Origin of the sequence: Xanthomonas sp. BRIP62415, assembly GCF_003993515.1 — a bacterium.
GTDB classification, from domain to species: domain Bacteria; phylum Pseudomonadota; class Gammaproteobacteria; order Xanthomonadales; family Xanthomonadaceae; genus Xanthomonas; species Xanthomonas euroxanthea.
Genome location: NZ_QEZH01000018.1, coordinates 128,034 through 153,272 on the forward strand (window position 1 = coordinate 128,034; position 25,239 = coordinate 153,272).

The window sequence follows — 25,239 nt, forward strand, 5'->3', positions numbered from 1 at the left end:
GCAATGCCCTGCGCCCGCGACGCATGCAGCTTGCCCCGCGCCAGCGGCACCATGCGATGCCAGTAGGGATCTTCCAGCGGCCTGCGCATTGGTGGTGTTCCGGCATCGGCAGCGTTGCCCGGCTTCGACTGCTCGATGTGCATGCGCAGCAGCGCGCCATCGGTTGTGCACACCGACATCAGCGCGTTAGCATGAAGCTTCGTCCAGTGCGATTTCCTCCGACACATGACACCACCCTGACCTAAGGCATCACGCGCTCGCAGTTGCTGCGAAGGTCCAGGTGTTTGACGTTCATGTAGTCGCGCCGTGTGTTTGCCGGTGCGCGGAGGCGTTTCAATGTCCAGAGTTTTCTCGTTGCGCCAGCAATGGCTCGGCAACGTGCGTGGCGATGTGCTCGCCGGCATCGTGGTCGCGCTTGCGCTGATTCCCGAAGCCATCGCGTTTTCGATCATTGCCGGTGTCGACCCCAAGGTCGGGCTGTACGCGGCGTTCTGCATTGCGGTGGTGACTTCCATCGCCGGTGGCCGGCCCGGGATGATTTCGGCTGCCACCGGCGCAATGGCGTTGCTGATGGTGGACCTGGTCAGGGAACACGGGCTGCAGTATCTGCTGGCGGCCACCGTGCTGGCCGGCGTGCTGCAGCTGATCGCGGCGGCATTGCGCCTGGGTGCATTGATGCGCTTTGTCTCGCGCTCGGTGATCACCGGCTTCGTCAATGCGTTGGCGATCCTGATCTTCCTGGCGCAGCTGCCGGAGCTGGTCGGCATGCCATGGCCGGTGCATGCGGTGTGTGCGGCGGGCCTGGCCATCATCTATCTGCTGCCGCGCTTCACCACGGCGATTCCCTCGCCGCTGGTCGCCATCGTGGTGCTGACGGCGGTGTGCGCGTATTGGCACATCGACATCCGCAACGTGGGCGACATGGGCCGTCTGCCCGACAGCCTGCCGGTGTTCCTGCTGCCGGACGTGCCGCTGACGTGGGACAGCGTGCGCATCCTGCTGCCGGTGTCGACGACGCTGGCCGTGGTGGGCCTGCTGGAGTCGCTGATGACTGCACAGATTGTCGAAGACCTCACCGACACCCCGTCGCAGCGCAACCGCGAATGCGCAGGCCAGGGACTGGCGAACCTGCTGGCCGGGTGCTTCGGTGGCATGGCCGGCTGCGCGATGATCGGGCAATCGGTGATCAACGTGCGCTCGGGCGGACGCGGGCGCCTGTCGTGCCTGGTGGCCGGCGTCGTCCTGCTGTTGATGGTGGTGTATGGCGCGCCCTGGGTGCGCCAGATTCCGATGGCGGCACTAGTGGCGGTGATGATCGTGGTCAGCATCGGCACCTTCAGCTGGGGCTCGCTACGCGATCTGCGCACGCACCCGGGGAGTTCGTCGGTGGTGATGCTGGGCACCGTCGTGGTCACGGTGTGGACGCACGATCTGGCCCGCGGCGTGCTGGCCGGGGTGCTGCTGTCGGCGTTGTTCTTTGCGCGCAAGGTCGGGCGCATGTTGCAGGTGCAGGCCAGCGAGCGTGACGACGGGGTGCGCGTGTATGCGGTGCGCGGCCAGGTGTTCTTTGCATCGGCCGGGCAGTTCGTGGCCAGCTTCGATTTCCCGGGCACGCCGCCCAAGGTGCTGATCGATCTGAGCCACGCGCACTTCTGGGACATCAGCGCGGTGGCGGCGCTGGATCGGGTGGTGTTCAAGCTGCGCGCGCACGGCGCCGAGGTCGAGGTGATGGGCGTGAATCAGGCCAGCGACACGCTGATCGACACCCTAGGAACCCATCGGCGCGATGGCGCGCGCCTGCAGCTGGGGCACTGAGTTCTGCTGCTCGTGCGCGGCCCGCTCGACCACTGGCGCGGCCGTGTGGCGCGCATGTTCGTCCAGCAACGCGGACAGGCGACGGTGGCAGTCGCGGAAGGCCAGCGCGGAGGCCGGCATGTCGCAGGCATCGAAGGTGCTGGCCTCGGCTTTCCAGGCGGCGAGCAGGTTTTCCAGGTTGCGGATCAAGCTCGGCATGCGGGTGACTCCGTGGGCGTTTTCATCAGTACGGCCACAGGCACCGGCCGGATGCGGTGGCGCCCGCTCGGCTCAGGCGTGGCCGGCATGGGCTGCGCTGCGATCGTGCAGGACACACGTGCACGTCACATCGGCGGGAGGAGGGTGGCCGTGCGGTCTTTCACCGCTGGAGCTGACCATGAGCAACGACGAAAACGGCAATCGCGGCGTGGACGATCCGACCCCGCCCAATGGCGTCAAGGCGCCAGGCAGGGACACTGCGCCAATCCAGGAAGGGCCTGCGCAGGACAGCGAGATCGATGACGACGATGGCATCGAGGACCCGGTGGAGGACGATAGCGACCTGGGCGACGAAGACGAAGAGGACGAAGAGGACGACGACCAGTAAGCACGTCGTGGCGTTGTCCGCGCCGTGCATCGGTGACACCCGCATGCCGCCGGTTGCGCGGCATGTGCTGGCTGTCGCGGGCCGGGCTGCCTAGACTTGGGGGCTGCCCATCCTGTGACATCCATGGACACCTCTCTGTCGCCATTACCCAGCATCGCGTTGGGCCAGTACCGCCACTTCAAGGGCGGCCGTTATGACGTGCTCGGCGTCGTGCGCTGCAGCGAGACGCTGGCCCCGCTGGTGCTCTACCGCCCGTTGGACAGCGACGTCGGTCTGTGGGTGCGGCCGTATGCGATGTTCGTCGCGCAGGTCGAGGTGGACGGCGTTGCGCGTCCCCGCTTTGCGCGGGTCGAGTAGGCGCGGCTTGGCCTGCCCGCTACAGGGTTGTTTGCGAGTGCGTTGGCAATGACGGCCGCCGCTGCGCCCGTCACCACGCCCGATGGCCGGTATCTGATCGTGCGTGGCCGGCTCTGGCGTACCGCCAACCCGCATCTGCGCGAAGACGTGCGTGCCGGGTTGGTCGGCGCGTTGATGGATGCGCGGCGCGCGGTCAAGGCGGCCAGGCGCGATGACGATGCCGGGCGGCTGGCTGCAGCGCGTGCGGCCGTGGACCGTGCCAAGACGGCGCTGGGAGAGCGCGGCCCGGTGTGGTGGAGCGATGGCGCAAAGGACTTCAATCGGCATCTGGTCAAGAACACGCCCTACGCGGACTGGTTTGCCGCGCTTGTCGCGCCCGAAGCCTGAGTGCGCGTTGCGGCGGGCCATGCGTGGCGCTGCCTGCAACGACAAGGCCCGGGAATCCCGGGCCTTGTCTGCTGGATCACACGCCCCCTATGGAGCGCGGCTGGCCAGGCTGCTGCGCTCAGCGCCAGGCGGGCACGGCCGGTGCCCGGCATCGGCAAGGGCCATGCGGACACTCCGGTTCCGGGCGCGCCGTCCGCACCCACCTGACAACTGCTCGCAACATGGCGTCAGCCGCTGTTGATCGACGCGGCGAGAGACGCGCGCAGCCCGCGCTCAGCCCAGGTCGCAATTGCTCGGCTGCGGCCAGGTGGTGGCGGGCAGCATGGCCTTGACGTCGGCCGGTGCGGTGATGCCGATGGTGCTGGCGCCGTAGAGGTCTTCCAGTTCGTCGATGCTGACGATGTAGCTGTCCAGCGAACCGAGGTTGGCGCTGTTGGGAATCAGCCAGCTGATCGCGCGGGTGCCGCCGCCGGGGTTGGCGGTAATGATCGTCTTCCAGAAGAAATCCGGGGTGCGGATGCCGTGGCTGCTCAGGAAGTAATCGTTGGTGGTATCGCTGTAGATCACGCCGCCGTAGACCTGCACGCTGGCGATGTCGCGGTAACACTCGGCCACGTTTTCCGCGCGCACCCAGATGCCCTGATTGAAGCTGGCCACCTGCGGCACGATGTTGGACATGAGGTTGGCGCGACGGATGTAGGTCGCGTTGTAGTCCATGTGGTTGGAGGTCACCAGGTGGCCGCGATCGTAGCCGGTGCGCACGCTGGCGTAGGAGGCCGTGGAGGTCTGGCCGGCGCAGCCGCTGGGCAGTTCGGTATCCAGATTGAAACTGGACGGACGCGCCGCCGAGCCGGTATCGGCCTGCAGGACATACTCATAGCGCAACGCGGTGTGGTTGGTGCAGTCGTAGCGCAAGGTGTAGCCCCCCTTGTTGAGGGTGACGACCTGGGCGTTTGCGCTGGCACTGGCAGCGGTGAAGAGCAGGACGGCGAAGAAAGTCCGGAAGCGCATGGGTGTGAATCTCCTGGAAATCGATCGGACGCACGAGGCCACCGCCGGCTGCCGGGGGGCAGATCGACGCTCAGCGGAACGCGCGCTGGATGGGGGACAGTTGGCTCGGTGTTCAGCGAGCGCGACAGCTATCGCATGCAAATGTTGCTTGGTGGTGACGTAGCCGTGAGGACTGTGCGGTCGCGCCACTTTTTTCCGCAGAACTGTGATCTGTTTTGCGCATTGTTCGGCATATGACCCGGCAGTCGATAAGCGCAGGGGTATGCATAGAGTGCGCAGACGCGCCTTCCGAACCGGGCTTTCGCGATGGCGCGCCGTTGCGCCATCGGTAAAGCGCGGTCGCGGGTGTCGGACAACCCCGCATGTCCAGGTCGGGTAAGCCAGCGCTGGCTGGCAGGGGGAGCACGCCGGGAGCGACGTCGGGACACTGCACCGATCGTCGTCGGTGCGCCATGCGCGTGGCGCTACGTGAAACGACGCCGGATCACCCCCGTGTCTGCCGCCTGGGAATACAGGAACCCCCCTTCTGCAGTCCATGCAGAAGAGGGGCGTCGGGGACATCGCGGGAGGATCCGGTCGATCGCCTATGCGGCGTCTCGTTCCAGCTGCTGCGCGCCGGCAGGCTCCAGCTGGAACAGCGAGACCAACTGGGTCAGGGTGCTGGACTGCTTCTCCATCGCCCGGGCCGCGGCCATGGCCTCTTCCACCAGCGCTGCATTCTGCTGGGTGGTTTCGTCCATCTGGATCACCGTCTGGTTGACCTGTTCGATACCGGCCGACTGTTCGCTGGAGGCGGCGGTGATCTGGCCCATGATGTCGGTGACCCGGTTCACGCTGGCGACGATCTCGGTCATGGTGGTGCCGGCCTTGTGCACCAGCACCGAGCCTTCGGCCACCTTGCCCACCGAGGCGTCGATCAGCTCCTTGATCTCCCTGGCTGCAGCGGACGAGCGCTGGGCGAGCGTGCGCACTTCCGAGGCCACCACTGCAAATCCACGGCCCTGTTCGCCGGCACGCGCCGCTTCCACGGCCGCGTTCAGGGCCAGGATATTGGTCTGGAAGGCGATGCCATCGATGACGGAGATGATCTCGGCGATCTTCTTCGATGAGGTTTCGATGCCCGACATGGTGCCGACCACCTGGCTGACCACCTCGCCGCCCTTCGAAGCCACACTGGCCGCACTGCGTGCCAGCTCGTTGGCCTGCAGCGCATGTTCGGCGTTCTGCCTGACGGTGGAGGTGAGCTCCTCCATCGAGGCGGCGGTCTCTTCCAGACTGGCTGCCTGCTGTTCGGTACGCCGCGACAGGTCCTGATTGCCGGCGGCGATTTCGCCGGCAGCGGTATCGATCTCGGACGAGGAGTGCTGGATGCGCCCGACGATGTCGGTCAGGCGATCCACCGTGGTGTTGGCATCGTCGCGCATGCGCGCAAACACGCCGGCAAAGTCGCCGTGCATGCGCGTGGTCAGATCGCCGCCGGCAATCGCCTGCAACACCTGCGACACCGCACCCAGGCTCTTGTCCGAGCTGCCCATCAGGTGATTGAGGTCCACCACGATCTGGCGGAAGTCATGCTCGAACGCGGTCTCGTCGCCACGTGCGCTGAAGTCGCCCGCGGCTGCGGCCGATGCCAGCCGCTTGATCTCGCCGTTGATCGACAGCAGGCTGGCCCGCACATCGTTGATCGATTGACTGATCACCGCCTTCTCGCCCGGCAACGGCTCCAGCTGCTGCGACAGGTCGCCGGCGGCATAGCGTTCGGTCAATGCAACGATCTGCATCGTCACCGCGATATGGCTGGACACCAGCGCATTGCTGGCACGCACCATGCTGCCGAATTCGCCGGGGAATTCCTGCTCGGCGATGCGGTGACTGACCATGCCGGCCTCGTGCCTGTCGCCCATGTCGGTCTGCGCCTGGATCACCCGACGCAGCTGGCGCTGCATGCTGTCCATCGCCTGCAGCAGCTGGCCGACCTCGTCGTTGCGGTCGATCGAGATGCTGTTGTCCAGCTTGCCCGAGGACACCGCATGCGCAATGCCCACCGCACGGTTCAGTGGTTGGGTGATGGCGCGTGCCACGATCCAGCCGAAGGCGATGCACAGCACCGCACCGACCACACCCAGCACCAGCCCGCCGAGGCTTGCCGCCACCGAGCTGTCCACCGCTTCCTGCACGGTGCCGCGGAAGCGTGCATCGGCGCGCTTCTGCATGGCGGTCAGGGTGGTGCGATAGGTCTCCAGTGCCGGCGCCATGGCGCTCATCTGCGCCGCGTCGGGTTCGCGCTGCTCCACGAACGCGGCGGCCACGCCCTGGGCCAGGCCGTAGTAGTCGTCGAACTGCTTGCCCAGCCGGGCAAGCTCCCTGGCATTGGCCGGATCGGCCTTCTGCAGTTTCACGTAGGAAGCGTGGATCTCTTCGGCCACCGGCTTGGTGGCCGCCAGCATGTCGGCATCGCCGGCGGCAGCGGCGCCGTTGAGCCCGTTGATGAGCTTGTCCAGCGCAGCCACGTTGCGTGTCATGGCGTCGAGCAGCGGAAAATGCACGTCGCGTACCGCTTCCAGGCGATCGTTGTTGCGGTGGAACACCAGCGTACTGAAGGCCACATAGCTCGATAGGCAAAGGATCGCCACCGCGGCCGGCATCAGGATTTTCCAGAACAACGGTAGCGACAGGATGCGTCTCATGACGTGAGTCTCGAGCAGGGGGCGGGTCACGGCTTCAGGACGACCTTGACGCTGGGGTCGACTGCGCTTGCACTGATGTAGCCGATGGCGCCCGGCGTGGCGGCGACGGCCTTCTTGACCGCGTCGTCGCCGCTGACACGCTTGGGACGCTGCGCCTTGCCGGTGAACATCAGCTGCGACCAGTACGACTTCAGCTGCGCCGAATCGCGCGAAGCGACTTTCTTGTAGAACTCATCGCGGGTGGCCACGCCTTCTTCCTGGTCGATCGGCACCGCTGCGCCGCCACCGGGCAGGCTGCTGGATTTGGCCAGGAAGATCTGCGACACCTGTGCGGCGCTGAGGCTGTCCGGGCCGCCCTTGGCCGCCATCACCACCACGACATCGGCATTGGCGCAGAACGCGGTCAGCGACAACGCGGCAAGCAGCGAGACTGCAAAACACTTGGAAATGGTCATGGGGGCTCTCTTAGAACACGAAGTCGACGGAGGCCGACAGCAGGTTGTAGCTGCCGCCCGGACGGAAGCCCGGCTGGATGTTGTTCAACGATCCGAACGAACCCGCGTTGTTGTTGATGTGGCTGGCCTGCAGCTTGAACGCAACGCTCTCACGCGCATCCCAACGCAGCGCGGCGGTGAAGCTGTGGCGGCCGCTCTCGGCCTGCGCCAGTGCGCGCGTCATCACGCCGACCGGATCCTGGCCGGGCGCGATGCTCGGGCCCTTGCGATCGACGTTGGCATAGGTGATCGACGGCGTCAGCGTGCCGAAACGCCCGCCGACACTGAGATAGCCGGAGGTGGTCTTGCCGTTGAGCGAAGGCGAGTAATCGGCGCGGATCACTTCGCTGCGCAGGAACCAGTTGCCCGGATCGTAGGCATAACCCACGCTGGCAAAGCTGCCGTCCACGCCATAGGTGGTCAGGCGATCGGCCAGCGCGGGATTGATGCGCTGATAGGCCGAGAACAGGCGATCCAGCGACGGTGTGTCGAAGGTGCTGGTGCCGACGATGTAGCCGGCACGGAAGGTGGATGCGCCCGATTCCAGGCCGATGGCCAGACCGCGCAGCGCGTCCACGTCGGCCTTCTTGGAGTCGATGCGGCCATAGAAGCCCTGCACGCTGACCACGCTCTGCCCGGCGTTGATGGTGTAGACGCCTTCCACGCCGTCCATCGGCAGCAGATAGTTGTAGACCTCGTACGGCGGACGCACCCACGGCGTGGCGTAGCCGACGCGCTGGTATTCGGACAGCATGTACAGCGGCGCGGTGATGCGCCCCAGGCGCGCGGCGAACTGCGGGCCGAACTGATACTTCACGTGGGCCAGGGTGACCTTCGGCGTGTAATCGGCACGCTCGGCGTATTCGCTGGTCACCTGCAGCACGCCGGTGAACTTCTCGGTGAAGTTGGCGTTGACCTGGCCGGCAATGCGCGAGTCCGGGCGCGCCGAGGTGGAGTGACTGGCGCCGGCACCTTCCACGGTCTGGATGTCGGGCGTGAAGTCGGCCTGGTCCTCGGTCGAATGCACCACACCCAGCGTGCCGAAGCCGCTGAAGGAAAACATCGCGTCCTGCTGCGCGTAGGCGCAGGTCGACGATGCCAGGGCGATGGCGCCACTGAGAAGCTTGACGGTCAATTTCATTGAAATCTCGGCTGGGTGGGTGATGGACGCAGCACCATCGATGGCGCGCGGGCAAAAACGGAGATGGGCGCCGTGACGCCCTGGAATGCGGTAGCGGCCGTCTGCATCGTTGCTTTAGCAGGATTTTTACAATCGGGATTGGCCGGTTAAGAATCCAACGCGCGCAAAAAAAGCGGGCGATAGTTTTGCTCTATCGAGGCAATTGATTGGCGTGTTTGAAACAGCGAGCACGACTATCTACGGACATAATCGTCCGCGTCGGTGGAACCCAGTGGGTGACACCAGCCACAGCGCGTTTTAGGCGGCAGAAACCGGCATTTGCCACCTTTGCAGCGCGTGCGCGTGCAAAAAAAAAACGCCACGCACTGGCAGGCCAGGCGTGGCGTTGTTGAGTTACTTCGGGCAAACGCGCCAGTTACTTGGCGCGGGTGCGTTGCCGCTTTCGAAAGTCTGGTCGGCTATGCACGCGTCGCCAGATAACGGCTGACGCGCGACTGGAAACGGTTACTGCCGCCCCGTCTGCAACCGGCATGCGACATTTTCATTCCACCAGCTGACGCCGCACCGGATAACGCCACCCGGTGATCGCCACGTACGGCGAGCGCGCATAGATCCATTGCAGCCGCGCATCGCCATCGGCGCGGAAGGCGGCATCGTCTGCGAGCTTGCGTTCGAACGCGGCGCGCAGGGCGGCGTCGTTGTGCAGCACGCGCTCGGTGAAATCCACCAGCTCGGTGCCGTACAAGCCGCTATCGGGGCTGCCGGCATTGCGAAAGCGTCCGCTGGCCAGCAGCGAGTCGCTGCTGGCCGGTTCCAGCAACGCGGCCGCCAGCATGCGCATCGGTTGATCGGCGGGCACGCGGATGCTGCCGGCGGCGAAGGTTTCGTCGGCTTCGTCGGGCTGCGGTATCTGGGCGTGGCCCTGTTTCACCACGCGGATCTGCTGCACCCTGAGCTGGCGCGGCTGTTGCAGGCGTTCGTAGGCGATGCCATGCGCCTGCAGCAGTGCGATCACATCGTCGTTGCCGGGCGGGATCCACCAGGCCAGCGGATAGCCTACGGCCTGGGTCTGGCGATAGCCGATCACCGGCATGGTCCAGGTTTCGTCGCGGCCTTCCCAGCGCAGTTCCTGCCGGCCGGACACCGGCGAGAACGCGCGGGTGTAGGTCACGCCCTGGAACGGCACCTGGGCGATCGGCTGTGGCAGGCGTTCCCAGGCGACCATCAGCTCCTGAGGGCGGGCCGCGCGATCGGCGCGCTTGGCCGCAGCGATCTTTCTTGCATCGCGGCCAACCACGCGCAGTGCTGCTTCCAGCAGCACATAGTCGCCCAGCACGCGCTGCCGGTACGACTTCAGGCGGTGGTTCTCCACCAGCACGGTGGGGATGCCGGCGAAGTCGCCATACCCGGTGGAATAGCGCGGGCCTTCCGGCGAGTAACGCAGGCCCGAGCGCGGCGCGTCTTCGTCGATGAGGCTGGGATAGATCGCAGGTGCATGGCCCTGGCTGCGCAGCGCGGTGTTCACCGCCGGCGTAAAGCGTTGTTGCAGCCAGTCGGCGGTGGCACGCGAGCGTGCGTAGGTGCCCCAGCCGGCAAAGGTGAAGGTGATGTCGTACTGATGATCCAGCCCGCCGCTGACATGCAGGTCGATGTACAGCGCCGGGTCGAGGGTGTGCAGCAGCGCGACCATCGCGCGGGTTTCCGGCGCTTCCAGGTTGAGGTAGTCGCGGTTGAGATTGATGCCGCGCGTGGTGGTGTTCCAGCCCATCTGTTGCGGGCCGCGCAAGGCCGCGCCGATCAGCGGGCCGCGTTGCTCGTGGCCATCGGGATTGAGGATGGGCACGAACACCAGATCCACCTGGTCGAGCAAGGTGTCCTTGCCGCGTTGGGCGATATCGCGCAGCAACATCAGGCCGGCATCCTTGCCATCGATCTCGCCGGCGTGGATGCCGGCCTGCGCCAGCACCACCGGCTTGCCCGGCGCGCCCTTGTGCGCGCGTACCAGCAGCAGGTCGCGGCCCTCGCTGCTCTTGCCGAAGACCTCCAACGACAGCAGCGGCGAGGCGGCGACCAGGCGTTCCAGCCAGGCGCGCGTTTCGTCGTAACTGGGCGTGCTGGCGAAATCGCAGCGCTCCGCCGGCGTGCTCCACGGATCGTCCGGCGTGGCGATCAACGCCTCGCTGGCCCCATGCCAGGCGCGCACCGGCGGGAGTGGTGCGCTGGTGTCGATGGACTGCGCGCCCACCTGCGCGGCGGTGAACAGGGTTGCGGCGAGCAGGCCGGCAGCGGCACGCGTGGCGCCGCGGGCCGTGGTCGTGGTCTCGGCCATGGTGTTGTCGCGGGCGCGTGCGGGAAGGGACGAAGCGTGCGGAGCAAAGGGGCGCGTATCGGAAGTCATGTGGGACGTACGGGATCTCGATTGAGGGGGAAGACGTGGCAAGGCGTGCTGATCCTGGATGGCTGCGCCGGCAAGGCGGCGGCGCTTGAAGAGCGCCGTGCCGCATCAAGGTTCCAGCCGCCTGCGTGCGCCTGCGTGCGCCTGGGTGGTGGGTCTCTCCAGGTGCAGCCGCGCGTCGCAGGGATTGCCGAACACCTGCACGCACCGGGGGCGGTTGCGTAATACAGTAACATTTGACCGGCGGCGCTCGCTTTGACGGTCGCGGCGGTATCGGGCAGCTGTCGTCTCGCGATGACGGCGCATTTCAGGCCTCAATCGCAATGTGATAACGTATCATTTCGTTGAACTACTGCCTTGCCATGCCTTCCAGTCCCCACGCCGCTCCCGCGATCTCGATCAGCAACCTCCATGTGGCCTATCGTGGCCGCGCCGTGCTGCAGGGGCTGGATCTGCAGGTCGCCCCCGGCAGCGTCTACGCCTTGCTGGGCGGCAATGGCGCCGGCAAGTCCTCCACGCTTTCCAGCCTGCTCGGTTTCGTCAAACCCAGCGCCGGCAGCCTGCGCATCGATGGCATCGACCCGGTCGCCGACCCCGGTGCCGCGCGTACGCGGCTGGCCTATCTGCCGGAAAACGTTGCGCTCTACGAGCACCTGAGCGCGCTGGAAAATGCCGACTACCTGCTGGCGCTGGCCGGCCAGCGCCGCAGCCAGGCCGAGATCGGCCAGGCGCTGGCCGCTGCCGGTCTGCAGGACGAGGCCTGGCGCCAGCGGCTGGCGGGGTTTTCCAAGGGCATGCGCCAGAAGGTAGCGATCGCGGTGGCCACGCTGCGCCGGGTGCCGGTGCTGCTGCTGGACGAACCCACCTCCGGCCTGGACCCGCGCGCCATCGCCGACTTCAACCGGCTGGTCGGCAGCGTGCGCGAGCGTGGCGGCGCGGTGCTGATGGTCACCCACGACCTGCTCGGCGCAGTGGAGGTGGCCGACCGGATCGGGTTCCTGGAACACGGGCGCATCGCCGGGGACATCGGTGCCGGCGACAGCGGCTTCGACGTGCGCACCTTGCATGCGCGCTTTACGCGCAACCAGGATCAGGCTGCATGAGTGCGGTGCTGTTGGTCGCGCGCGAAGAGCTGCGTTACATGGCGCGCAATCGTTCCGCTGCCATCGGTGTGGTGTTGCTGATGCTGCTCACGCTGGTGGCGGCATTGACCGCTGCGCATCATCAGCGCGAGGTGGCCGCGTTCCGCGCGCGCCAGCAACTGGCCGCACAGCAGGCCTTCGAGGCGCAGCCGGATCGCCACCCGCATCGGGTGGTGCATTACGGCCATTTCATCTATCGCCCGCTGCCTGCATTGGCTGCGTTCGATGCCGGCGTGGACGCGTTCACCGGCAACAGCATGTTCCTGGAAGGTCACCGCCAGAACACCGCCAACTTCGGCGATGTGCGCCAGAGTTCGTTGCTGGTGCGCTTCGGACAACTGACGCCTGCGTTCGTGTTGCAGGTGCTGGCGCCGCTGCTGCTGGTGTTCCTGGGCTATGGCGCGGTGGCGCGCGAGCAGGAGACCGGCACCTTGCGTGCGCTGTTGTTGCAGGGTGCCACGCGCCGGCAATTGTTCGGCGGCAAATATCTGGCGCTTGCCGCGGTGGCGGCGGCCTGTTTATTGCCGGCCCTGGTCGGGCTGGTGCCGGTTGCGTTGTTGCCGGGCCAGGCGCTGCGGGTCGCACTGCTGATACTGGCGTATGCGGTGTATCTGCTGGTGTGGTGCGCGCTGGTGCTGTCGGTGTCGATGCTGTGCCGGCGCGGCCGCGATGCGCTGCTGGTGTCGCTGGCGGTGTGGGTGTGGCTGGCCCTGCTGGTGCCGCGCCTGGCGCCGGATGTGGCCAGTGCCGCATATCGCCTGCCGACGCGGCTGGAAACCGATGTGGCGATCCAGCGCGACCTGCGCACCCTCGGCGACAGCCACAACCCGGATGACCCGCACTTTGCGCAGTTCAAGCAGCAGACGCTGGCGCGCTATGGCGTGCAGCGGGTGGAAGAGCTGCCGGTGAACTACAAGGGCCTGCTAGCGCTGGAAGGCGAGCGGCTGACATCGGGCCTGTTCGAGCGCTATGCCGCGCGCGATTCGGCCATCCAGCAGCAACAGAATCTGCTGGTGCGCACGTTCGCCTTGCTGAGCCCCACGGTTGCACTGCGCACGTTGTCGATGACGCTGGCGGAAACCGACCTGCGTGCGCACGAGCGGTTTCTCGCCCAGGCCGAGCGTTACCGCTACACGCTGGTGCAGCAGCTTAACCAGCTGCAGGCCGATGCGGTGAGCATGGCCGACGACACCGCGCAGGATGCCGGCGCCGACCAACGCAAACGCATCTCCTCCGCGCATTGGCAGCAGATTCCGGTGTTCGCATTCCAGCCGCCGGCCACGACAGAGGTGCTGCGGGCCGCAGGCGCCGCGCTCGGCCTGGTCGCTGCCTGGCTGCTGGCTGCGCTGTGCATGCTGGTCGCCGCGGGCCGGCGTGTGGGAGTGGCGCGCTGATGCTGCTGTGGAAATACGAACTGCTGCTGTTGCTGCGCGCACGCGCCGCGCTGGCCGGCTTGCTGTTGCTGGCGGTGCTGACCGTGTGCAGCCTGCTCTCCGGCCAGCATGTCATCGCCGCGCAGCGCGCCAATATTGCGCGCATTGCGGCGCTGCAACAGGAAGATATCGCGGCGGTGCAGGACTACGTGGCGCGCTCCAACGACGCGGGCAGCGCGGCCTACTACAGCTTCCACCCGACCTGGGACCTGCCCACGCCGTTGGCATTTGCCGCGGTGGGCATGCGCGATGTCTCGCCGTACATCCTGCGTGTGCGCGCGCTGGGCCTGGAAGCGCAGATCCACGATGGCGACAGCTACAACCCGGAGCTGGCACTGGCCGGGCGCTTCGACTACGCCTTCGTGCTGGTGTTCCTGCTGCCCTTGTTCGTGATCGCACTGCTGTTCGATCTGCGCTCGGGTGAGCGCGAGGCCGGACGCGCGCGCATGCTCGCGGCGCTGCCGGGTGCGGGCACGGCGTTGCTGGTGCGGCGCGTGGTGGTACGTGCAGCTGCGGTATTGGCCTGTCTGTGCGTGCCGTTTGTGATCGCGGCAAGCGTCAATGCGGTGCCGCTGCTGCAACAACTCGCGGTGCTGGCACTGACCTGCGCCTATCTGCTGTTCTGGGTGCTGCTGTCGGTGCTGGTCGGGCGCATCCATTGGCGCCCGGCCGCGCATGCCACCGCCCTGGCGACCTGCTGGGTGGTGCTGGCGCTGGTGGCGCCGGCGTTGGCGCATGTGGCGATCAACCAGGCGGTGCCGGTCAATCAAGGCAGCGAGATCGCGCGGCTGCAGCGCGAGGCGGTCAACCGTGCCTGGGATATTCCACGCCAGGACACCATGCGGGCCTTCTACGCGCAGAACCCGCAGTGGGCCGATTCGGCGCCGCTGACCGGGGCGTTCCACTACAAGTGGTATTTCGCCTTCCACGAAAACGGCGATCAGCAGGTGGCGCCGCAGGTTGCGGCGTATCGCCAGGGCCTGCAGCGCCGCGAAGCGCTGGCGCAGCGCGTGGCCAGTGTGTTGCCACCGGTGGCGTTGCAGGCTGCATTGACGCGCCTGGCAGCCACCGACCTGCGTGCGCAACTGGCGTATCAGGATCGCATCCGCACCTATCACCGTGCGCTGCGGACGTTCTATTACGGCTATCTGTTTCGCGACCGGCCCTTTACGCGCGAGGACTTCGGGCGCGCGCCAGGTTTCGATGCAAGTGCCGATCCCGCGTCATAGCGGCTGCATTTCACCCCTCAACCTTCGTTGTCTCACGTGCGACCCGGGCCCAGCGTGCCCGGGTGCTTCAGGAGTCCTGCCCGATGTCCACCCCGCGCCGCCGTCTGTCCAACACGCTGCCCTTGCTCGGTGCACTGAGCTGCGCAGGCGTCAGCCCCCTAGCCGCGGCCGCCGAGCCGCAGGCGCGCGATCTGGATACGGTGCAGGTGCGCAGCCAGTACACGCCGTACCGCGCCTTGAGCGTGACCGGCGCCACCAAGACCGATGCGCCGCTGCGCGATCTGCCGATCAGTGCGCGCGTGCTGGACCAGACCCTGCTCGAGGACGCCGGGGTCACCGATCTGGCCGGCGCGCTGGAGCTGGCCAGCGGCATCACCAAGGCCAACAACCTGGGCGGGTTGTGGGACAGCTACTCGATGCGCGGCTTCACCGGCGACCCCAATTTCAGCTCGGATTACATGGTCAACGGCTTCAACGCCAGCCGCGGCTACAACGGCCTGCGCGATGGCGCCAACACGCAGAGCATCGAGGTGATCAAGGGCCCGGCCTCGGCGTTGTACGGGCGCGGCGAGCCGGGCGGGGCGGTCAACATCGTCACCAAGAAGCCCCTGTTCCAGCCGCAGCACAGCGTGGATCTGTCGGCGGGGCGCTTTGACAGTTATCGCGCTGCGCTCGACAGCACCGGCCCGCTGGGCGAGAACCTGGCCTATCGGCTGAATGTCATGCACAAGGATCAGCACAGCTTCCGCGACACCGTCGACAGCGACAACACGCTGCTGGCGCCCTCGCTGCTGTGGATGCCGACGCCCGATACCACGGTGTCCTACGAGCTGGAGTTCGTGCGCATCCATGCGCCGTTCGATCGCGGGGTCACCGCCATCGATGGCGATGCCAATCGGCTGCCGGCCGGGCGTTTCCTGGGCGAGCCGCGCGATGGCGATATCGACCTGCATTCCACCGGGCACCAGGTCTTTGTGGTGCATGGCGTGAACCAGACCTGGTCGCTGCAGGGCGGGGCGACCTATCGCGACAGCGGCATGCGCGGGTTTTCCACCGAACCGTGGACGCTGCAGGCCGACGAGCGCACGCTGCGCCGCGAGCGCCGCTACCGCGATTACCAGGGCCGCGACATCGCTGCGCGTGCCGAATTGCTTGGCAGCTTGCAGATGGGTGGCGTCACCCACAACGTGTTGTTCGGCGTGGATGGCAATCGCTTCGACGACAGCCGCTTTCAGCAGCGCGCACGCTCTGCGGCCACGCCGTACAGCATCGACGTGCTTGCGCCGCAGTACGGCGTTGCGCAGCCGGGGCGGCTGGCCACAATCACCGACACCGAAGAACGCCAACAGGTGTGGGGCGTCTATGCGCAGGATCAGCTCGATCTGGGTGCGCGCTGGAAAGCCTTGCTCGGCCTGCGCTACGACCACTACCAGCAGGATCTCGACAACCAGCTGCGCGGCGCCACGCAGCGCGCCTCCGACGGTGTGGTCAGCCCGCGTGCGGGCGTGATCTTCCATGTCGACGCGGCATTGTCGTTGTATGCGAGTGCTGCGGCCGGCTTTCGTCCCAACAGCGGCGTGGGTGCGGACGGGCAGAGTTTTGCGCCGGAGAAAAGCCGCTCGCTGGAAACCGGCCTGAAATACGTGCAGCCCGGCGATGGCCTGGAAGCGACGCTGGCCGCGTTCCGCATCGACAAGAAGAACGTGCTGAGCCTGGATCCGGCCGACACCAGTTTTTCGCTGCCGGTGGGCCAGATGCGCAGCCAGGGCGTGGAGCTGGATCTGCTCGGGCGGCTGACCCCGCGTCTGGCCGCATCGGTGGGCCTGGCCTATACCGATTCGCAGGTGACGCGCAGCAGTGAGGCCGCCGCCGGCACCGGCCTGGCCGAGGGGCGCCGCTTCCCGAACGTGCCGCGCTTCAGCGGCAATGCCTTCCTCAACTATGAGCAGCCGTTGACCGGCAAGCGCAGTGCGGCGGTGGGCGTGGGCGTGTCGCATACCGGTGAGCGGCTGGGCTCGGTGGATAGCAATACCGACTTCGTGCTGCCTGCATACACCGTGTGGCGCCTGGTCGGGCATTACGACCTGAGCGAGCGCCTGCGCCTGTATGCCAAGGTCGAGAACCTCACCGACCGCCGCTACGCCGCGTTCTCCTACAGCGAGCAGTGGGTGTATCCCGGCGCGCCGCGCAGCTGGACGGTGGGTGTGCGGCTGCGGTTTTGAGCAGCGGTGCGGTGCCACGCTGAGCGATGATCGACGCTCCTGCGTGGTCGATGGAGCACGCGACGGCCAGGTGGGTGCGAACGACGGCAGGCCGTCGGACTGGCTGCCACCGCACCGTGCGTGCGCCAGGCTGGTATCCGCCAGCGGCGTGCGCGTGCAGCGCAGCGTGCGTGATTGGTCGCGCTAGCTGCGCCGCGTGGAAGGACGCTTGCTGCGCTTCTTGCCGGGCGCCACGGCTGCGGCGTCCTCGCTGGCCAACGCGCCACCGTTGTGCAGCTGTTCCAGCCACGACAGCGCATCGACATAGCCGAGGAAGTGCTGCAGATAGCCCGGTGAGCACTCGCGCATCAGGCTGATGCAGCGGTGCACCAGCACGCTGGAATTGAGCGGGCCGGCGTCCTTGGGGGCGTCCTGCAGCGACTGCCGCACCTGGCTGGCGGTGCGCACCGTGGTCCAGGTGCGACGGAAATCCTCCAGCGCCGGCAGCTCGGGAAACGGCGTGGCGTCGGCCGTGGCGGTCTTTCTGCTGTCCACTTCCATCAACGCGGCATGGCCTGCCATCTGCTCGGCCAGTGCGCCCAGCGCGCTGCGTTGCAGTGGCTGCGCGGCATCGCTAGCCACAGGACGACGCGCCGCTTGCTTCACCGTTGCCGCATACGCATCGACCAGCCTGCCCAGCTTTTCTTCCAGCACCTGGCGCACCGCCTCGGCCTGGGTGCCGGCCCGCGCGGCCAGCGTCTCCATCAGGTGGAACCGCACCGGATCCAGCTGGTCGGCACCCTGGCTGCGCCAGCGCTGCAGGCGTGCGTGCGCGGATGTCGCCTGCGTGCTCATCGCGTGCCTGCGGCCGCTGTGGGCTTGGCGGCAGAAGAGGCACGCGACGTGGCAGGGCGCGCGATCGGCGCGATCTCCACGCGGCGGTTCCTGGCGCGGCGTGTTTCGTCGGCATTGGAATCCACCGGCTGCTGCGACCCGAAGGCCGCGGCGAACACCGACGCGGCCGGCACGCCTTCGGCGATCAATGCACGCGTCACGGTGAGCGCGCGTTGCGCGGAGAGTTCCCAGTTGTCGGCGTAGCGACGGTTGCCGCCCAGCACCGGGCGGTCATCGGTGAAGCCGCTGACCATCAGGATCTCCTCGCGCGCCGCCAGGTACTCGGTCAACGGCGCGGCCAGTGTCTTCAGCACCTCGCGGCCTTCCGGCTGCAACTGATCGGAATTGAAGGCGAACAGCACATTGCCGCGGATGCCGATGCGGCCATCGACCAGGGTCACGCGGCCGGCGGCCAGGGGCGCGGCCAGCGCCTGCTCCAGCGTCTTGCGGCGCTGCGCTTCGGCCTGGCGCTGTCTGACCTCTTCATCCAGGCGGCTGGACAGCTGCAGCTGCACGCCGATCACCCCGACCAAGATCAGCACGAACGCCCCCAGCAGCACCGACATCAGGTCGCCGAAGGCGGCCCAGATCGGTGTGCCCGATTCGCCGTCGATGTCGATCTCGTCGCTCATGCCGCGCTGGCCTCGTCGGCAGCGGCCTCACCGGCATCGTTGCGGCCGCGATCGAGCTGGCGCAGTTCTTCGATGATCTGCTTCTGCGACAGCATGCTGAGGTCCACCACCTCGCGCGCCTGCGCCACGTAATACGCCAGTTGGTCGTCGCTGCGGGCGAGCGAGGCGTCCAGGGCGCTGGCGACGTGCTGCAGGCGCACGTTGAGCTCACTGGTGGAGCCGCTGAACAGCTGCACCGCCACGCCGAAGGCTTCGCCCAGGCTGGCCACTTCCACCGCGCTGCCGCTGACATGCGCGGCCACCGCGCCGAGCTTGCCGGTTTCGCTGCCGATCTGTTCGGTGAGCTGTGTGCCCACGCGCTGCAACAGGTCCGCCGAGGTGGTGACCAGTGCATCCACCGCTGCGCGTTGTTCGGTGGAGGCGTGATTGACCGCGTTGAGCAAGGTGTCCAGGGTGGCGAGCAGCTTGCTGCGTTCTTCCAGCATGGCGGTGTCGCGCACCATGCTTTCGGACAGGTTCTGGCGCAGCTCGGCCACTACATCGGCGGCGGCCTTGGGCGCTTCGGAAGCGATCTGCATCAGGCGCGCCACCTCGCTGATGGTGGCGCTGGCCTGTGCCTGCGCCTGCGTGGACAACTCGCTGGCAGTGCTGGCCAGGGTGTCGCAGATCGCCTGCTGTTGCTGGGTGACGCGTTCGCCGGTGCGTTCCCACTGCGTGGTCAGCTCCGCGCTCATCGCGGTGAAGCGCTCGCTCCACAGCGCCAGGCGCTGGGAATCGCGCGCTTCCAGCGCGGCCTGCAGGTCGGTATGCGATTGCTGCAGCGTGCCGACCAGGGCGGCGGCATGCGTGTCGAAGCTGGCGGTGGCGGCCGCCAGCGCGCCCTGGTGCTGGCTCGCCAGGGCGGCGCTGGCGTCGCGTTGCTGCGCCAGCGCATCGTTCCAGGCACTGGCCGTCTCGCTGCTGGACTGATCCATGCGCCTGGACACCGCATCGACCAGGGCGCTGGAGCGTGCGTCGAAGGTGCTGGCGAACTGGCTCAGCGTGCCCTGCAATTCCTGCGTCAGTACCTGATTTGCGCGCTGCTGCTCGGCCACTGCCGCAGTCCAGGTGGCGGCAGCCGCCGCGGTGCTGCTTTCGAAGCCATTGCTCAGGCCATCGAGTTGTTGCTGCACGGCCTGGTGCACGCCGTCCTGCAGCGCGGTGGTCTGCTGCGCGAGCTGTGCGAGCGTGGCGTGCAACTGCGCGCTCAACGCGGCACCTGCGCGCTGCTGCTCGGCGAGCACCGCTGCCCAGTGGTCGGCAGCGGCGGCGGTGCTGCGGTCAAAGCCGTCATTGAGTGCGTGCAACTGCTGCTGCACCGCGTGGCTCACGCCGTCCTGCACCGTGATGCTGCGCTGATCGATCTGCGCCAACGTGGCCTGCAGCTGCTCGGTCAGTGCGTGTTGGGCACGTTCCTGCGCGGCCAATGCGGCCTGCCAATGGTCGGCGGCCGTCTGCGCACTGTGCTGGAAGCCGTCGTTGAGTGCGTGCAGTTGCTGCTGCACGGCGCTGTTGACGCCGTCCTGCACCGCAGTGGCCTGTTGTGAGAGCTGCTCCAGCGTGTTCTGCAGCTGCGTGTCGAGCGCTTGCTGCCCGCGTTCCTGGGCGGCAAGCGCGGTGGTCCAGTGCGCGGCCGCGGCACTGGCGCTGTGCTGGAAGCCGCTGGTGATGCCGTCCAGTTGCTGCTGCACGGCGTGGGTGAGGCGCTCATGCAACGCGGCGGTGTCGCGCGCGATGCTGGTCATGGTCGCTTCCATCGCCGGCTGCAGGGCCGCGCCCACCGCGCGTGCGCTTTCTGCCACGCCGGCCTGCAACGCGTGCTCCATCGCCGTGGCCAGGCGCGCATAGGTCGCCTCGCTCCTGGCGTGGAACTCGGCCTGCTGCGCGGCCAGGCGCTCATCGGCAGCGATGCTCTGCTGCTCGATGCTGCCCATCAGCGTCTGCAGGCGATCGATCAGCGCCGGCATCAGCGCGCTCTGCTGCTGCTGCAACTTGAACACTTCGCCACGCTGGTGCGCGTCCGAGTGCGGATGCAGTTCGGAGGCGATCTTCAGGTCCAGCCGCTGCACTGCCTGCAGCCGTTCGCGCCGGCACAGCGCCGACAACAGCCCCAGCATTGCGGAGGTCGCCACGCCGGCGATCGAGGTGCCGAACGCAAACGCCAGGCCTTCCACCGGTGCGGCCAGCGAGCCGCGGATGGCCTGCAGGTCGGTGGCGCTCTGCAATGCAAAGCCGGTGCCCTTGAGCGTGGCCATCATGCCGAGCAGGGTGCCGAGCATGCCCAGCAACACCAGCAGGCCGACCAGGTACGGTGTCAGCACCGGTGCCGGCAACGCCACGCGCTCGCCCTTGATGCGCAGGCGCACCGCATTGCGCAGGCTCGGATGCAGGCGCTCCAGCCACTCGCTCAATGCCGTTGGTGCGGTGGTCAACGCGGCAACGGCATCGTCCAGCGTGGCGCTGGCCTGGCGATAGCGATACAGCTCCAGCGCGCCGGCCACATAGCAGGCGCCGATCACCGCTGCGACACAGGCGCCCAGCGGGTTGGAGCCCAGATAACCGATGCCGACCCAGCAAACCGCCAACAGGCCGACGACAAACACACACAGGTGAACGAGAGTTCTGAACATGAGGTCCCAGTTAGCGGGTACGAAGCGCTGCAAGCAGGCCTTCGATCGGGTGAAAACGGACATCCAGTTCGGCGAGCAACACGCTCTGCATGTCTTTGCGAAACACATCCAGCCAGCCGTCGGAGACCGCGCGTGGCGCGGCGTCGCCGTCGGCTGCCGGGGTTGGCGCCTGCGCGGCATCGCGCAGACGCTCGAAATGCGCACCGAGCAGGGTCGGCACATGGTTCAACAGGGTCTGCTCGCGCGGGCTCAAGGTCAGCTCCATCACCGCATCCACCTCGGCCAGCCGCGCCATCTGCCCGGACTCAAGGGCCAGCATGTCGCGCAGGCGGCCACGCAGGTCGCCGGTGGCGGTGCGCATTGCGCGTTGCATGGCCAGGTAGTGCTGGCGGAACGGGGCATAGTCGGGCGCAGGCAAGGCTGCCGCTGCGTCGCTGCCGGCAGCGGCGGCGCTGCGCGCATCGCGGCGTACGCGTGCGACCACGGCATCCAGGTCGACCACGCTGCTGGTCGCCAACCCGGTGCGCACGCGTGCGCAGGCCTCGACGTCGAGCCGGCGCGTCTCGGGCAGCGCTTCGATCTCGGGCAGCTTGCCATCCAGTGCCTTGGACACGGCGACCGCGCGCGTCCAGTCGATCCATTGGCTGAGCCGGTCGGCGAGCGCATGGTTGGACTGGGCAACGTGGGCATCGGTGAGGCGAGCGAGCAGGCGAATGAACGCCGGGCCCGACAAGGGCGCCCGTGGAGCAGCTTTCGCCATTGGTCCGGTCAAAGACCGCGCATTTTACACGGGAATGTGCGTGGTTCGGCGCCCGCGCCAGGGCCGGAGCGCCTGTGGCTGCGGGCAGGGCTGGCGGCATTCAGCCGTGCTGGTGCTGGCTGAGCCGGCTCCTCTCCGCGGCAGGTGCCGGCGGCTGCCTGGCGCCGTGGGGCGCCACGGTGCCAGGCGCAACCAGCGCGGCAGCGGCGGAAATTGCGCAGTGATGTCACCCCGGTCACCCTCTCTAACCAATTCAGGTTTCAATCCCCGGTGGTCTGATCGCGCCGGTTTTGCCAGGTGAACGGGTATAAGCTGCGGGCCGGGAAACCCCCAACGAGGGAACGCAATGGACCACTCCGACATGCAAGTGTCCGATCTGCTGGTCCTGGAGCTGCAAGGGTTCCACGATGCCTATGGCCGTGGACCGGACTTCTGGGATGCGTATCAACGCATCATGGCCATCGCAGCACAGGCCGGCGGCAACATGATCAACCTGGCCAATGAAATGGCCTCGCTGGCGCAAGGGCTTGGCGCGATCGATCGCGCGCAGCTGCTATAGAACCCAAGGCTGCGGGGGTGCGGCGGGCCGGCTGTACCGGCAGGCGCCGCGCACGCTTACTTGGCGTCGGCAGCTGCCGGTTTGACCGCGACCGCAGGCGTGGCCTCGGGCTCGCCACGCTTCTTGTCGCGACGCAGCGGGGTATCGCCCAGCCGCTCGATCGCGCCGCCGGATTGCTGGAACGCCTCCAGATCGGCGGCCAGACGCTGCTCGGACAACCGCGGCTTGCCTGGCTGATTGCTCACGGTCATCGACTGACGGCGGGAGTTGTTCATGGCGAAATCCTCATGCGTTGTAGAGCGTCAAGGGAATGCCCCGTCGGCGTTGGTCGTCGTAGGTGGCACGCACGTCGCGGCAATACGGCCCGGACATGACGAAACGCCGGCAGATCGCCGGCCGCGTCTCGTAGATCGAACAACACATGCGCGCCGCGTCGATGGCCACGCACCAGCCTTCCTCGTCACGCGCCATCACGTGCCAGCCTTGCGGCGTCACGCTGGTCAGGTGGTTGGGGATGCGGTCGGATGGATCGACCATGACGGTGAGCCGGCAACAGACGGCATCGCAGCGTTCGCAGAGATTCTTGATGGAGAAGGCCAGATAGAGTGAAGGCGACACCGGAGTCCGGCCGCCCTTGCACCATACACCCTGGGCGTGCCGGGGTGTGAACCGGCCCCTGCCTTGGATGCAGCAGACGGGCATTGCGCTGCGGCAGCGCCCTGGATGGCCGCGTCGTCGGCACTGCGATGCGTGCATTGCGTGTGGGCCTGCGGTGCGGGTGTCGCGCGCGGAGGCATCGGTCGAGGCACTCAATGGTGCGGATTGCGTGTGTGCGTCATCGACGCTGCGCCGTTGGCATCGACAGAAGACAGGCAGGTAAGGAGATAAACGCGCGCCATGCCGATCATGATGGCGATGTCGAACGGTGCAATGCGCAGACAGACGACGCACAGGGCGCGTCGATCCACGCATGCTCCGCTGCTCCGTTGCGTCACGGCCTGGATTGCCGGATCCACAGCGATCAACGGCTGCCAGCATGCAACAGCGCCCGCAGCGCGCCGCGCGGCTGGATGCATCCCTAAACGGTTGCCTTTGTCGTGCCGATGCGAAGACGTTTTTCACCTGTGCCGTCGCCGGACCACCGTAGCGTTGGGTGGTCCGCATCCACGCGACAGGAGAACCCATGACCACCGACCACAACCACGCAGCTGCGCCCGATTCGGCTGGCGATCACGACGACCAACGCAGCGAGAAGGAAAAACAGGACGCCTTGCAGGACGATGCGCTGGAGGAAACCTTTCCGGCCAGCGATCCGGTGTCGCCGTTCGTGCCGGCCAAGCCGCTGGACTGACCAGGCCGCACATCGACGAGCAATGCAAACGGCGCGGTCATCGACCGCGCCGTTTGCGTTTGCAGCATTTGCAGCGCTGTTGGCGGTTACGGCGTCAACACCACCTTGCGGCAATCGTCCTGCTTCTTGTCGAACAGCTCATAGCCTCGCGCGGCGTCGGCCAGCGGCATGCGGTGCGAGATGATCGCGCTGGGCTTGAGGTCGCCATTGCCGATGCATTCCAGCAGGTACGGCATATGCTTCTGCACATGGGTCTGGCCCATCTTGAAGCTCAGGCCCTTGTCGAAGGCATCGCCGAACATGAAGGCATGGATGAAGCCGGCATACACGCCCGGCACGCTGACCACACCGCAGCGGCGCGTTGCGGCAATGCACTGACGAATCGCCACGCCACTGCTGCCTTCCAGCTTCAGGTTGGTCAGTGCGGTTTCGATCGCGCTGCCTTCGGCCTCGAATCCCACTGCCTCGATGCTGGCGTCCACGCCGCGGCCATCGGTCTGCGACACGATCACATCGGCCGGGTCATCGACCTCGTCGAAGTTGATCGGGATGATGCCGTAGGCCTTGGCCGCGAAGTCCAGCCGGTACGCATGCCGGTCCACCATGAAAATGCGCTCGGCGCCCAGCATGCGGCAGCATGCCGCGGCCATCAGGCCCACCGGGCCGGCGCCGAAGATCGCCACTGTCGAGCCCTGCTTGACCCCGGCATCGATGACGGCCTGGTAGCCGGTCGGCAGGATGTCGGACAGGAACAGCACCTGCTCGTCGTGCAATGCATCGGGCACCACCAACGGCCCGACATTGGCCTTGGGCACGCGCACGTACTCGGCCTGCCCGCCGGACAGACCGCCATATAGGTGGCTGAAGCCGAACAGCGCCGCCGGTGGGCGCATGTCCTTGTGGTTGAGTGCGGCGCCCTTGCCGGTATTGGTGGTCTCGCAGGCGGAGAACTCCTGCAGCATGCAGTGGAAGCAGCGTCCGCAGGCCACCACGAACGGGATCACCACACGGTCGCCGGGTTTGACCGCGGTGACATCGGGGCCGACGTCTTCGACGATGCCCATGAACTCATGGCCGAGAATATCGCCATGCCGCAGGTCCGGAATCTTGCCGCGGTACAGATGCAGGTCCGAGCCGCAGATGGCGGTGGCGGTGACGCGCAGGATGAGATCGTCGCGTTCGACAAGGGTCGGATCCGGCACGGTTTCGACCCGCACATCGCGTGAGCCGTGGTAGTTGAGGGCAAGCATGGAGATCTCCCGTAAGGCCGTCGGTATGCGGCAACGCCGTGCAGTGTTGGCGGCGCGCCGTTAAGTCCATCAGCACGGCACGTGCGCACGGTGTGGACGCGCCCGATTGGCGACGCGGCGTTGATGCGCGTGTCACGTCTGGATAACCCGCGCACTCGCACTCTCGACTGCCACGCTGGATCGTCCGCAGCTCATGCCTGCAGCGACCATGCGACCCCGACAATCAACGACCGCGCCTTGCGCGAT

24 protein-coding genes and 1 other RNA gene are annotated in these 25,239 nt (G+C 67.0%); 11 read left to right on the forward strand and 14 right to left on the reverse strand.

What is annotated here, in order from left to right; translation table 11 throughout:
• The first annotated feature begins 336 nt into the window (after positions 1–336).
• Positions 337–1,815 (forward strand): SulP family inorganic anion transporter, encoded by a 1,479-nt coding sequence (locus EO141_RS06385; RefSeq protein WP_241236627.1) that lies wholly within the window; start codon positions 337–339, stop codon positions 1,813–1,815.
• On the opposite strand, the gene EO141_RS06390 is transcribed toward EO141_RS06385, so the two are convergent.
• On the reverse strand, positions 1,768–2,013 hold the full coding sequence (locus EO141_RS06390; protein WP_126942194.1) for a hypothetical protein: 246 nt from the start codon (positions 2,011–2,013) through the stop codon (positions 1,768–1,770). The genes EO141_RS06385 and EO141_RS06390 overlap by 48 nt on opposite strands.
• 178 nt (positions 2,014–2,191) lie before the next feature.
• Here EO141_RS06390 and EO141_RS06395 point away from each other — a divergent pair, with 178 nt between their 5' ends.
• From EO141_RS06395 to EO141_RS06410, 4 genes are all read left to right on the forward strand, one after another.
• Positions 2,192–2,401 carry a hypothetical protein gene (locus EO141_RS06395; protein WP_119128246.1) on the forward strand — a complete coding sequence of 70 codons (210 nt, stop codon included), beginning with the start codon at positions 2,192–2,194 and terminating at the stop codon, positions 2,399–2,401.
• Between the two features lie 123 nt (positions 2,402–2,524).
• On the forward strand, positions 2,525–2,758 hold the full coding sequence (locus EO141_RS06400) for a DUF1653 domain-containing protein (RefSeq protein ID WP_104650156.1): 234 nt from the start codon (positions 2,525–2,527) through the stop codon (positions 2,756–2,758).
• A gap of 48 nt (positions 2,759–2,806) precedes the next feature.
• Entirely contained in the window at positions 2,807–3,145 is a 339-nt protein-coding gene (locus EO141_RS06405; RefSeq protein WP_119131720.1) for a hypothetical protein, read from the forward strand.
• A 156-nt stretch (positions 3,146–3,301) separates the two neighbouring features.
• Positions 3,302–3,378: non-coding RNA, sX9 sRNA (locus EO141_RS06410), on the forward strand.
• A 40-nt stretch (positions 3,379–3,418) separates the two neighbouring features.
• Here the strand turns inward: EO141_RS06410 and EO141_RS06415 are convergent.
• The 5 genes from EO141_RS06415 to EO141_RS06435 all read right to left on the reverse strand — a co-directional run bounded on the left by EO141_RS06415 (position 3,419) and on the right by EO141_RS06435 (position 10,807).
• Positions 3,419–4,156, reverse strand: coding sequence for a DNA/RNA non-specific endonuclease (locus EO141_RS06415; RefSeq protein WP_104650158.1), 738 nt, complete (start codon positions 4,154–4,156; stop codon positions 3,419–3,421).
• Positions 4,157–4,740: 584 nt separating this feature from the next.
• Entirely contained in the window at positions 4,741–6,873 is a 2,133-nt protein-coding gene (locus EO141_RS06420; protein ID WP_127168774.1) for a methyl-accepting chemotaxis protein, read from the reverse strand.
• On the reverse strand, positions 6,870–7,298 hold the full coding sequence (locus EO141_RS06425) for a substrate-binding domain-containing protein (protein WP_104583171.1): 429 nt from the start codon (positions 7,296–7,298) through the stop codon (positions 6,870–6,872). The genes EO141_RS06420 and EO141_RS06425 overlap by 4 nt, the downstream gene beginning before the upstream one ends.
• 10 nt (positions 7,299–7,308) lie before the next feature.
• Positions 7,309–8,478: a hypothetical protein gene (locus EO141_RS06430; RefSeq protein WP_104583172.1), complete on the reverse strand. Its 1,170-nt coding sequence runs from the start codon at positions 8,476–8,478 to the stop codon at positions 7,309–7,311.
• Between the two features lie 541 nt (positions 8,479–9,019).
• Positions 9,020–10,807, reverse strand: coding sequence for a M14 family metallopeptidase (locus EO141_RS06435; RefSeq protein ID WP_241236628.1), 1,788 nt, complete (start codon positions 10,805–10,807; stop codon positions 9,020–9,022).
• A 428-nt stretch (positions 10,808–11,235) separates the two neighbouring features.
• Between EO141_RS06435 and EO141_RS06440 the strand changes: the two genes are divergently transcribed.
• The 4 genes from EO141_RS06440 to EO141_RS06455 all read left to right on the forward strand — a co-directional run bounded on the left by EO141_RS06440 (position 11,236) and on the right by EO141_RS06455 (position 16,899).
• The gene (locus EO141_RS06440; RefSeq protein WP_119128249.1) at positions 11,236–11,976 is read left to right on the forward strand and encodes an ABC transporter ATP-binding protein; all 741 of its coding nucleotides are present in this window, start codon (positions 11,236–11,238) and stop codon (positions 11,974–11,976) included.
• The gene (locus tag EO141_RS06445; protein ID WP_127168775.1) at positions 11,973–13,409 is read left to right on the forward strand and encodes a DUF3526 domain-containing protein; all 1,437 of its coding nucleotides are present in this window, start codon (positions 11,973–11,975) and stop codon (positions 13,407–13,409) included. Before EO141_RS06440 ends, EO141_RS06445 begins: the two co-directional genes overlap by 4 nt.
• The gene (locus EO141_RS06450; RefSeq protein ID WP_127168776.1) at positions 13,409–14,677 is read left to right on the forward strand and encodes a DUF3526 domain-containing protein; all 1,269 of its coding nucleotides are present in this window, start codon (positions 13,409–13,411) and stop codon (positions 14,675–14,677) included. The genes EO141_RS06445 and EO141_RS06450 overlap by 1 nt, the downstream gene beginning before the upstream one ends.
• A gap of 83 nt (positions 14,678–14,760) precedes the next feature.
• Positions 14,761–16,899, forward strand: coding sequence for a TonB-dependent siderophore receptor (locus EO141_RS06455; protein ID WP_127168777.1), 2,139 nt, complete (start codon positions 14,761–14,763; stop codon positions 16,897–16,899).
• A 183-nt stretch (positions 16,900–17,082) separates the two neighbouring features.
• On the opposite strand, the gene EO141_RS06460 is transcribed toward EO141_RS06455, so the two are convergent.
• Genes EO141_RS06460 through EO141_RS06475 form a run of 4 tightly spaced genes read right to left on the reverse strand, consistent with a single transcriptional unit; the run spans position 17,083 to position 21,833 of the window.
• Positions 17,083–17,733, reverse strand: coding sequence for a DUF2894 domain-containing protein (locus EO141_RS06460; protein ID WP_127168778.1), 651 nt, complete (start codon positions 17,731–17,733; stop codon positions 17,083–17,085).
• Positions 17,730–18,404 (reverse strand): OmpA family protein, encoded by a 675-nt coding sequence (locus tag EO141_RS06465; RefSeq protein WP_126972036.1) that lies wholly within the window; start codon positions 18,402–18,404, stop codon positions 17,730–17,732. Before EO141_RS06465 ends, EO141_RS06460 begins: the two co-directional genes overlap by 4 nt.
• On the reverse strand, positions 18,401–21,073 hold the full coding sequence (locus EO141_RS06470; RefSeq protein WP_164739094.1) for a DUF802 domain-containing protein: 2,673 nt from the start codon (positions 21,071–21,073) through the stop codon (positions 18,401–18,403). Before EO141_RS06470 ends, EO141_RS06465 begins: the two co-directional genes overlap by 4 nt.
• Positions 21,074–21,083: 10 nt before the next feature.
• On the reverse strand, positions 21,084–21,833 hold the full coding sequence (locus tag EO141_RS06475; protein WP_164739095.1) for a DUF3348 domain-containing protein: 750 nt from the start codon (positions 21,831–21,833) through the stop codon (positions 21,084–21,086).
• Between the two features lie 346 nt (positions 21,834–22,179).
• Between EO141_RS06475 and EO141_RS06480 the strand changes: the two genes are divergently transcribed.
• Positions 22,180–22,392 (forward strand): hypothetical protein, encoded by a 213-nt coding sequence (locus EO141_RS06480; RefSeq protein WP_104583180.1) that lies wholly within the window; start codon positions 22,180–22,182, stop codon positions 22,390–22,392.
• A gap of 56 nt (positions 22,393–22,448) precedes the next feature.
• Here EO141_RS06480 and EO141_RS06485 read toward each other — a convergent pair whose 3' ends face one another.
• The 3 genes from EO141_RS06485 to EO141_RS21335 all read right to left on the reverse strand — a co-directional run bounded on the left by EO141_RS06485 (position 22,449) and on the right by EO141_RS21335 (position 23,360).
• Positions 22,449–22,667 carry a hypothetical protein gene (locus EO141_RS06485; protein ID WP_119131730.1) on the reverse strand — a complete coding sequence of 73 codons (219 nt, stop codon included), beginning with the start codon at positions 22,665–22,667 and terminating at the stop codon, positions 22,449–22,451.
• A gap of 10 nt (positions 22,668–22,677) precedes the next feature.
• The gene (locus EO141_RS06490) at positions 22,678–23,094 is read right to left on the reverse strand and encodes a YkgJ family cysteine cluster protein (RefSeq protein ID WP_104650172.1); all 417 of its coding nucleotides are present in this window, start codon (positions 23,092–23,094) and stop codon (positions 22,678–22,680) included.
• Positions 23,095–23,201: 107 nt separating this feature from the next.
• A complete protein-coding gene (locus EO141_RS21335) occupies positions 23,202–23,360 on the reverse strand; it encodes a hypothetical protein (RefSeq protein ID WP_164739096.1) in 159 nt (52 codons plus the stop codon).
• Between the two features lie 215 nt (positions 23,361–23,575).
• On the opposite strand from EO141_RS21335, the gene EO141_RS21340 reads away from it, so the two are divergent.
• Complete coding sequence (locus EO141_RS21340; RefSeq protein WP_164739097.1) at positions 23,576–23,743, forward strand: hypothetical protein; 168 nt, start codon at positions 23,576–23,578, stop codon at positions 23,741–23,743.
• Positions 23,744–23,829: 86 nt separating this feature from the next.
• On the opposite strand, the gene EO141_RS06500 is transcribed toward EO141_RS21340, so the two are convergent.
• Positions 23,830–24,993 carry a zinc-dependent alcohol dehydrogenase gene (locus tag EO141_RS06500; RefSeq protein WP_127168781.1) on the reverse strand — a complete coding sequence of 388 codons (1,164 nt, stop codon included), beginning with the start codon at positions 24,991–24,993 and terminating at the stop codon, positions 23,830–23,832.
• Between the last annotated feature and the right edge of the window lie 246 nt (positions 24,994–25,239).